Here is a 9,731-nt window from a genome sequence, read left to right on the forward strand (position 1 = left end):
GCCGTGACCGGGTGGTCCGGGACCGCGATCGGGTCCAGGTCGCTGCGGCCCTCCCGGAAGTCCACGCCGGCCGGTGAGCCGTGCGCCCGCACGGCGCCGGGGGGAGCGGCGCCAGGCCGGTGGGGAAGCGGTCGAGCAGGGCGTCGGCCGGCGTACGTCCGGTCCTCCCGCTTCAGGCGAGTCCGTACACCCGGCCCGCGTTCCCCGAGGCGATCAGGCCGGCCACCCGCTGGGCGTCGTCCGGTGACCACGCGCCCTCGGTCACCCAGGCGCCGAGCACCCGGGCGAGGGCCTCGCGGAACAGGTGGGCGCCGACGACGTGCAGCTCGGGCAGGCCGCGGGCGCCGCTGGAGAAGAGGATCTTGCCGAAGGGGGCGAGTTCCAGGACCTCCGCGAGGACGGTCGCCGCGCGGGCGCCGGTGCGGGTCAGGGCGGCGCCGCAGTCGGCGTAGACGTGCGGGAAGACACCGGCGAGGTGGGCGGCGTGGCGGTGGTACGGGTAGCCGTGCAGCAGGACGAGGTCGGTGCCGAGACCGGCGGTGGCCCGGACGAAGTCGGTCAGCGGGACGGGGTCGACACGGGTGCCCGGTGCGGCGAGGCCGGCGTGCAGTTGGAGGGGCCGGCCCGAGGCGACGGCGATCCACAGCAGGTGCCGGAGCAGCACGGGGTCGCTCGGTCCGTCCCCGACCCGGCGTGCGGCCAGCCAGCGCCCCGCCGCGCCGCGCACCTCGCCCGGCCCGGGCGGCTCGGGCGCGAGCGCCGGGCCGTGGCGCACACCGTCGACGGAGGTGAAGGCGACGGCGTGCGCGGCGGCCGCGTGCACCGACTCGGCGAGGTTGGCGAGGAAGGAGTCGACGGTGCCGGAGGTGTCGGCGACCTGTTCGGCGAGCTGTTCCAGGCGGACGATCTCGTGCGCCTCGGCGTCACCGGCCAGGCCCAGCTCGGTGGGTCCGGTGAGGTCGCCGGGCAGCCCGGTGTCGACGAGGTAGGCGGTGATGCCGCTGCCCCGCAGCAGCCGCCGTCCGGCCTCGAGCACGCCGAGCTCCCGGCGCCGGGCGAGGTAGCGGGCGGGCGGGCAGTGCGGCTCCAGGCCGAGCAGGGGCGGGCACCAGCGGCGTACGGCGAAGCCGGTCTGGGTGTCGAAGAGGGTGGTGCCGGGGGCGGGCGGACCCTCGGTACGGGCGAGCTGGGCCTCGAAGGTGCCGAGGCCCAGCTCCGTGCGGAGCACCCCGTGGCAGTACTGGTCCACGAGTGAGGGTGTTTCGATCATCCGGAGCTCCCCGGGACGGGACCGTGTCGATGCTTCACAGGTCCTAACGGGTGGACCCCCGGGGAGGTGGCGTGTTCGCCGGGCGCGGGCCGTCCGCGGCCGCGCGCGCCCCGGGTCGGTCACCCCCGGGCCGGCTGCCACTCAGCCGTTGGACGGGCCGCCGACCTGGATCCCCGCCATGCGGCTCCACTCGTACGGTCCCGTCCTCACCTTCGCCGCGAACTCGCCGTCGAAGTTCTCGTGGACGGTGATGCCCGCCTTCTCGACGGCCTTCTCGGCGATCTCCACGGACGGGGCGAAGACGTCGCCCCAGTCGCCGTCCCCGCCGACGAGGACGATGCGGGCGCCGCGCTGTCCGAGGTACGCGACCTGGCCCTCGGCGCCGCCGTGTGCCGTGGCGAAGCCGCTGATCTGCTGGGCGAGCCGGGCCGCCTTCCGCTCTGCCTTCGGGTCCACCTGCTGCGTGTCTGCCATGACCAGGATGCTACCGACGGGTAGACCGAACGGCGACGGGCGGGGTCCGTGGCCTTGACCACGTACCCCGCCCGAACGGCGCGCAGAAAGCTATTACCGCAGGAACGGGTCCACCGCGATGGCCACGAAGAGCAGCGACACATAGGTGATGGACCAGTGGAACAGGCGCATCTCCTTCAGCTTGCCGCCCGTCACCTCGGCCTTCGCGCGGTTCAGCAGCGCGTGCGCCTCCCACAGCCACCAGCCGCCCGCCGCCAGGGCGACCGCCGTGTAGAACCAGCCGGTGTAGCCGAGCGGGGTGAGCAGCAGCGACACCGCGACCATGACCCAGCTGTAGAGCACGATCTGCTTGGCGACCGCCTTGTTGCCGGCGACGACCGGCAGCATCGGCACGCCGACGCGCGCGTAGTCGTCCTTGACCTTCATGGACAGCGGCCAGTAGTGCGGCGGCGTCCAGAAGAAGATGACGAGGAAGAGGACGACCGGTGCCCAGGACATCGAGTTGGTGACCGCGGACCAGCCGATCAGCACCGGCATGCAGCCGGCGATGCCGCCCCACACGATGTTCTGCGCCGTGCGCCGCTTGAGGATCATCGTGTAGACGACGACGTAGAAGAGGAGCGCGCCGAGGGAGAGCCACGCGGACAGCCAGTTGACGGTCAGCCCGAAGAGCAGGGTGGAGACGACCGCCAGGGTGATGCCGAAGGCCAGGCACTCGCGCGGGCTGACCATGCCGGTCACCAGCGGACGCTGCGAGGTGCGGTCCATCAGCGCGTCGATGTCGCGGTCGATGTACATGTTGAGCGCGTTCGCGCCGCCCGCGGACAGGTAGCCGCCGACGCAGGTCAGCAGCACCAGCGTCAGATCGGGCACGCCCTGCTGTGCCAGGAACATCACCGGGACGGTGGTGATGAGCAGCAGCTCGATGATCCGCGGCTTGGTGAGAGCCACGAATGCCCTCACACGGGCCCCGAACGGCCGATGGGCAGGTCTCCGACTGGTCCCCAGCATCCCCGCTGGACGGGATTCAACGGCCGTCACGCACACCCCTACAGAGACATCCCAGCAAGCCTCCCTGGATGAAGTGGCGGTAAAGGCTCGCGCGTACCACGCCACTGTAGACGTTGCCCAGACCCGGACAATCGCGGGGGTCGGGTCGTGTTGGGCGGCACTCTCCCAGGTGCGCCCCGAAGCTCGATTGAGCACCCGGATGAGCGGCTCCGTATTCATCTGCCGAACGGGGAGAAAGACCGGTCAGGAGGCGGATCCACAGGAGTGCCCGCACTCTGGAACGACCCGGAAAAAGGCACGTCCCACGGGGGTAGGCTCGACCTCGCCGGTGGGTCGTCACCGGCATCCGACATGTGGAGAGGAGCCCTGACTCAGGGTGAGCATCAAGCCGACCAGCACAGACCTCGAGTGGACCGAGCTGGACCAGCGGGCCGTCGACACCGCCCGCGTCCTGGCCGCCGATGCCGTACAGAAGGTCGGCAACGGCCATCCGGGTACGGCGATGAGTTTGGCGCCCGCCGCCTACACCCTCTTCCAGAAGGTGATGCGGCACGACCCGGCGGACGCCGACTGGGTCGGGCGGGACCGTTTCGTCCTGTCCGCCGGCCATTCGTCCCTGACCCTCTACACCCAGCTCTACCTGGCCGGCTTCGGCCTGGAGCTGGACGACCTGAAGGCGTTCCGCACCTGGGGCTCGAAGACGCCGGGCCACCCGGAGTACGGGCACACCACGGGTGTGGAGACCACGACCGGCCCGCTGGGCCAGGGTGTCGCCAACGCCGTGGGCATGGCGATGGCCGCACGCTACGAGCGCGGCCTGTTCGACCCGGAGGCCGCCGAGGGCGAGTCGCCCTTCGACCACTTCGTCTACTGCATCGCCGGCGACGGCTGCCTCCAGGAGGGCATCTCCGCCGAGGCGTCCTCCCTCGCGGGCCACCAGAAGCTGGGCAACCTGGTGCTGCTGTGGGACGACAACCACATCTCCATCGAGGGCGACACCGAGACGGCCGTCTCCGAGGACGTCGTCAAGCGGTACGAGGCCTACGGCTGGCACGTGCAGCGCGTGGCCCCCAAGCCGGACGGCGACCTGGACCCGAACGCGATCCACGACGCGATCCAGGAGGCGAAGAAGGTCACGGACAAGCCGTCCTTCATCGCCATGCGGTCGATCATCGCCTGGCCCGCCCCCAACGCGCAGAACACCGAGGCCGCGCACGGCTCGGCGCTCGGCGACGACGAGGTCGCGGCCACCAAGCGCGTCCTCGGCTTCGACCCGGAGCGGAGCTTCGAGGTCTCCGACGAGGTCATCGGCCACACCCGCAAGGCGCTGGAGCGGGGCCAGGCGGCCCGTGCGGTGTGGGAGAAGTCCTTCCAGCAGTGGCGGGACAACAACCCCGGGCGCGCCGCCGACTACGACCGGATCGCCGCCGGTGAGCTGCCCGAGGGCTGGCAGGACGTCATCCCGGTCTTCGAGCCGGGCAAGGGCGTGGCCACCCGTGCCGCGTCCGGCAAGGTGCTGCAGGCGCTCGGCGCGGTGATCCCGGAGCTGTGGGGCGGCTCGGCCGACCTGGCGGGCTCCAACAACACCACGATCGACAAGACGTCCTCGTTCCTCCCGGTCGGCAACCCGCTGCCCGAGGCGGACCCGTACGGGCGCACGATCCACTTCGGCATCCGTGAGCACGCCATGGCCGCCGAGATGAACGGCATCGCGCTGCACGGCAACACCCGCGTCTACGGCGGCACCTTCCTGGTGTTCTCCGACTACATGCGCAACGCGGTGCGGCTGTCGGCGCTGATGCACCTGCCGGTGACGTACGTGTGGACGCACGACTCCATCGGTCTGGGCGAGGACGGCCCGACGCACCAGCCGGTCGAGCACCTGGCCTCGCTGCGCGCCATCCCCGGTCTCAACGTGGTCCGTCCGGCGGACGCGAACGAGACCGCGATCGCCTGGCGGGAGATCCTCACCCGCTGGACGAAGGAGTTCGGCAAGGGCGCCCCGCACGGTCTGGCGCTGACCCGCCAGGGCGTGCCGACGTACGAGCCGAACGAGGACGCGGCCAAGGGCGGCTACGTCCTGTTCGACGCCGAAGGGCCCTCCGGGCAGAGCGCGGAGCCGCAGGTCGTGCTGATCGCGACCGGTTCCGAGGTGCACGTCGCCGTCGAGGCGCGCGAGCGGCTGCAGGCCGACGGCGTGCCGACGCGCGTGGTGTCCATGCCGTCGGTGGAGTGGTTCGAGGAGCAGGACCAGGGGTACCGGGACAGCGTCCTGCCGCCCGCCGTCAAGGCACGCGTGGCCGTCGAGGCGGGCATCGGCCTCACCTGGCACAAGTACGTCGGGGACGCCGGCCGCATCGTCTCCCTGGAGCACTTCGGTGCCTCCGCCGACGGCAAGGTGCTGTTCGAGGAGTTCGGCTTCACCGCCGAGAACGTCGCCGCCGTCGCCCGGGAATCTCTCGCCGCGGCCCAGCGCTGACGCCCACACACGACACGTAGGAGATGGAATTTCCATGACAGACGCACTGAAGCGCCTTTCCGAGGAAGGCGTCGCGATCTGGCTGGACGACCTGTCGCGCAAGCGGATCACGTCCGGCAACCTCGCCGAGCTGATGGATCAGCAGCACGTCGTGGGCGTCACCACCAACCCGACGATCTTCCAGAAGGCGATCTCCGAGGGCGACGGCTACGACACGCAGCTGACCGACCTGGCCGCCCGCAAGGTCACCGTCGAAGAGGCCATCCGCATGATCACCACGGCGGACGTCCGCGACGCCGCCGACATCCTGCGCCCGGTCTTCGACGCCACCGACGGCCGTGACGGCCGGGTCTCGATCGAGGTCGACCCGCGGCTGGCGCACCACACCCGCGCGACGGTCGCCGAGGCCAAGCAGCTGGCGTGGCTGGTGGACCGGCCCAACACGCTGATCAAGATCCCGGCGACCGAGGCCGGCATCCCGGCGATCGCCGAGGTCATCGGCCTGGGGATCAGCGTCAACGTCACCCTGATCTTCTCCCTGGAGCGCTACCGCAAGGTCATGGACGCGTTCCTGACCGGTCTGGAGAAGGCCCAGGAGCGCGGCCTGGACCTGTCGAAGATCCACTCCGTGGCGTCCTTCTTCGTGTCCCGCGTGGACACCGAGATCGACAAGCGGATCGACGCGCTCGGCACCGACGAGGCCAAGGCGCTGCGCGGCAAGGCCGCCATCGCCAACGCGCGGCTGGCCTACCAGGCGTACGAGGAGGTCTTCTCGTCCGACCGCTGGAACGCCCTGGAGCGCGAGGGCGCCAACAAGCAGCGTCCGCTGTGGGCGTCGACCGGCGTGAAGGACAAGGCCTACAAGGCCACGATGTACGTCGACGAGCTGGTGGCGCCGAACACGGTGAACACCATGCCGGAGGCGACCTTGTTCGCCACCGAGGAGCAGGGCGAGATCCGGGGCGACGCCGTCGCCGGCACCTACGAGCAGGCCCGCGCCGACCTGGACGCGATCGAGGCGCTCGGCATCTCGTACGACGAGGTGGTGCGGCTCCTGGAGGACGAGGGCGTCGACAAGTTCGAGGGCTCCTGGAACGACCTGCTGAAGTCGACCGAGGCGGAGCTGCAGCGCCTCGCCCCCTCGGAGGGCTGAGACCTTGTCGAGCAGCAACCCGCTGCGTGACCCTGCGGACCGACGGCTCCCGCGTATCGCGGGGCCGTCGGGCCTGGTCATCTTCGGCGTCACGGGCGACCTGTCGCGCAAGAAGCTGATGCCGGCCGTGTACGACCTCGCCAACCGGGGTCTGCTGCCGCCGGGCTTCTCGCTGGTGGGGTTCGCCCGCCGTGAGTGGGCGAACGAGGACTTCGCCCAGGAGGTCCACGACGCGGTCAAGGAGCACGCCCGCACCCCCTTCCGCGAGGAGGTCTGGCAGCAGCTCATCCAGGGCATGCGCTTCGTGCAGGGCACCTTCGACGACGACGAGTCGTTCGAGCGGCTGCGCGACACGATCGAGGAGCTGGACAAGGCGCAGGGCACGGGCGGCAACTTCGCCTTCTACCTGTCGGTGCCGCCGCGTTCCTTCCCGGTGGTCATCCAGCAGCTGAAGAAGCACGGGCTGGCCGACCAGCAGGACGGCTCCTGGCGTCGCGCGGTGATCGAGAAGCCGTTCGGGCACGACCTGAGGTCGGCCGAGGAACTGAACGCGATCGTCCACGAGGTCTTCGCCCCGGACCAGGTCTTCCGCATCGACCACTACCTGGGCAAGGAGACGGTCCAGAACATCCTGGCGCTGCGTTTCGCCAACACGATGTTCGAGCCGATATGGAACCGGTCGTTCGTCGACCACGTCCAGATCACCATGGCCGAGGACATCGGCATCGGCGGCCGGGCCGGCTACTACGACGGCATCGGCGCCGCCCGTGACGTCATCCAGAACCACCTCCTGCAGTTGCTCGCGCTGACCGCGATGGAGGAGCCGGCCTCCTTCGACGCGGACGCGCTGGCCGCGGAGAAGACCAAGGTGCTCGGCGCCGTACGGCTGCCGAAGGACCTGGGCCGGGACACCGTGCGCGGGCAGTACGCGGCCGGCTGGCAGGGCGGCGCGAAGGCGGTCGGGTACCTGGAGGAGGACGGCATCGACGCCTCCTCGAAGACCGACACCTACGCCGCGATCAAGGTCGGCATCGACAACCGCCGCTGGGCGGGCGTCCCCTTCTACCTGCGCACCGGCAAGCGGCTCGGCCGCCGGGTCACCGAGATCGCGGTGGTCTTCCAGCGGGCGCCGCACTCCCCGTTCGACACGACGGCCACCGAGGAGCTGGGCTCCAACGCGATCGTCATCCGCGTCCAGCCGGACGAGGGCGTCACGGTCCGGTTCGGCTCCAAGGTGCCGGGCACGTCGATGGAGATCCGGGACGTGTCGATGGACTTCGCCTACGGCGAGTCCTTCACCGAGTCCAGCCCGGAGGCGTACGAGCGCCTGATCCTGGACGTCCTGCTGGGCGACTCCAACCTCTTCCCGCGCACGGAGGAGGTCGAGCTGTCCTGGAAGATCCTCGACCCGATCGAGGAGTACTGGGACGAGAACGGCAGGCCGGCCCAGTACCCGGCCGGAACCTGGGGACCCGTCGAGGCGGACGAAATGCTCGAGCGAGACGGACGGAGCTGGCGCCGGCCATGAAGACAGACCTCACGGACACCACGGCCAGCAAGATCAACAAAGCGCTGGTGCAGGCCCGACGGGCCATCGGCACACCGGCCGTCGGCATGGTGCTCACCCTGGTCATCGTCACGGACGAGGAGAACGCCTACGACGCGCTGAAGGCGGCCGGCGACGCCTCGCGCGAGCATCCCTCGCGCACGCTGGTCGTCATCAAGCGCGTCTCCCGCTCGCCCCGGGACCGCACCCAGTCCCGCCTCGACGCCGAGGTGCGGGTCGGCGCGGACGCCGGCACCGGCGAGACCGTCATCCTCCGCCTCCACGGCGAGGTCGTCGACCACGCCCAGTCGGTGGTGCTGCCGCTGCTGCTGCCGGACGCCCCGGTGGTGGTGTGGTGGCCGGTGAACGCCCCGCTGGACCCGGCGAAGGACCCGCTGGGCGCGCTGGCCCAGCGCAGGGTGACCGACACCTACGCCTGCGAGAAGCCGGTGGAGGAGCTCGCCGCCCGCGCCGACGCCTACACCCCCGGCGACACGGACCTGTCGTGGACCCGCATCACGCCCTGGCGTTCGATGCTGGCCGCGGCGCTGGACCAGATCGCCTGCGAGGTGCAGGGCGTCGAGGTGGAGGGCGAGGAGTTCAACCCGAGCTGCGAACTGCTGGCGATGTGGCTCGCGGACCGGCTGGACGTCCCCGTCAAGCGCTCGTACTCCACCGGTCCGGGGCTCACGGCGGTCCGCATGCACACCGACTGCGGGCCGATCGTGCTGGACCGCGCCGACGGTTCGCTGGCGACGCTGTCCATCCAGGGTCAGCCGAAGCGTGCGGTGGCGCTGAAGCGCCGCGACACGGCGGAGCTGATCGCGGAGGAGCTGCGCCGCCTCGACCCGGACGACACGTACGCGTCGGCGCTGCGCTACGGCGTGGCACGCCTGAAGTCGTCGGGGAGGACTGACGCTCCGGCCAAAGGAGAACCGGAAGCGGTCCCCGCTCCCGTCGAGTCGGCTGCGAAAGCTCCCGCGTCCCGGGCGACGGCGCAGGCCCCGGTGAAGAAGGCGGCGGCGAAGTGAGTACGGCACCGCAGCTGGTCGTGCACCGGGACAAGGAGCTGATGGCGCAGGCCGCGGCGGCCCGGCTGATCACGAGGATCGTGGACGCGCAGGCCTCGCGGGGCTCGGCGTCCGTGGTCCTGACCGGGGGCCGCAACGGCAACGGCCTGCTGGCCGCGCTGGCCGCGGCCCCGGCGCGGGACGCGATCGACTGGGCCCGCCTCGACCTGTGGTGGGGCGACGAGCGGTTCCTGCCGGAGGGCGACCCGGAGCGCAACGTCACCCAGGCCCGTGAGGCGCTGCTCGACTCGGTGCCGCTGGACCCGGAGCGCGTGCACGCCATGCCCGCGTCGGACGGTCCGCACGGGGCGGACGTGGACACGGCGGCGGCGGCCTACGCCGAGGAGCTGGCCGCCGCGGCGGACCCCTCGAACCACGGCCCGGTTCCGACCTTCGACGTGCTGATGCTGGGCGTCGGCCCGGACACGCACGTGGCGTCCCTCTTCCCGGAACTCCCGGCGGTCCGCGAGACGGAACGCACGGTGGTGGGCGTCCACGGCGCCCCCAAGCCCCCGCCGACCCGGGTCACCCTGACCCTCCCCGCGATCCGCGCGGCCCGGGAGGTCTGGCTCCTGGCGGCGGGCGAGGACAAGGCGGAGGCCGCGGAGATCGCCCTCTCGGGCGCGGGCGAGATCCAGGCCCCGGCGGCGGGCGCCCACGGCCGCGCCCGCACGCTGTGGCTCCTGGACGCGGCAGCGGCCTCACGACTCCCGAGGTCGCTGTACCCG

General features: G+C 71.4%; 8 protein-coding genes. 5 read left to right on the top strand and 3 right to left on the bottom strand.

Going from position 1 to position 9,731, the window contains the following annotated elements; genetic code table 11:
• Positions 1–172: 172 nt before the first annotated feature.
• The 3 genes from ADK41_RS21800 to ADK41_RS21810 all read right to left on the bottom strand — a co-directional run bounded on the left by ADK41_RS21800 (position 173) and on the right by ADK41_RS21810 (position 2,791).
• Entirely contained in the window at positions 173–1,270 is a 1,098-nt protein-coding gene (locus ADK41_RS21800; RefSeq protein WP_030820927.1) for an amidohydrolase family protein, read from the bottom strand.
• 141 nt (positions 1,271–1,411) lie between these two features.
• Positions 1,412–1,744: a hypothetical protein gene (locus ADK41_RS21805; protein WP_030820924.1), complete on the bottom strand. Its 333-nt coding sequence runs from the start codon at positions 1,742–1,744 to the stop codon at positions 1,412–1,414.
• A 93-nt stretch (positions 1,745–1,837) separates the two neighbouring features.
• Positions 1,838–2,791, bottom strand: a complete 954-nt coding sequence (locus tag ADK41_RS21810; protein ID WP_030820921.1) for a heme o synthase — start codon at positions 2,789–2,791, stop codon at positions 1,838–1,840.
• A gap of 340 nt (positions 2,792–3,131) precedes the next feature.
• Between ADK41_RS21810 and tkt the strand changes: the two genes are divergently transcribed.
• From tkt to pgl, 5 genes are all read left to right on the top strand, one after another.
• The gene (gene tkt, locus ADK41_RS21815; RefSeq protein WP_030820918.1) at positions 3,132–5,234 is read left to right on the top strand and encodes a transketolase; all 2,103 of its coding nucleotides are present in this window, start codon (positions 3,132–3,134) and stop codon (positions 5,232–5,234) included.
• A gap of 34 nt (positions 5,235–5,268) precedes the next feature.
• Positions 5,269–6,387, top strand: a complete 1,119-nt coding sequence (tal, locus tag ADK41_RS21820) for a transaldolase (protein ID WP_030820915.1) — start codon at positions 5,269–5,271, stop codon at positions 6,385–6,387.
• Positions 6,388–6,391: 4 nt separating this feature from the next.
• Positions 6,392–7,915, top strand: coding sequence for a glucose-6-phosphate dehydrogenase (gene zwf, locus ADK41_RS21825; protein ID WP_030820913.1), 1,524 nt, complete (start codon positions 6,392–6,394; stop codon positions 7,913–7,915).
• Positions 7,912–8,964 (top strand): glucose-6-phosphate dehydrogenase assembly protein OpcA, encoded by a 1,053-nt coding sequence (opcA, locus tag ADK41_RS21830; RefSeq protein WP_030820911.1) that lies wholly within the window; start codon positions 7,912–7,914, stop codon positions 8,962–8,964. The genes zwf and opcA overlap by 4 nt, the downstream gene beginning before the upstream one ends.
• On the top strand, positions 8,961–9,731 hold a 771-nt coding region (gene pgl / locus ADK41_RS21835; protein WP_053670290.1), incomplete at its 3' end, for a 6-phosphogluconolactonase. The genes opcA and pgl, both read left to right, overlap by 4 nt.

The organism is Streptomyces caelestis, assembly GCF_001279005.1.
Taxonomy (GTDB): domain Bacteria; phylum Actinomycetota; class Actinomycetes; order Streptomycetales; family Streptomycetaceae; genus Streptomyces; species Streptomyces heliomycini.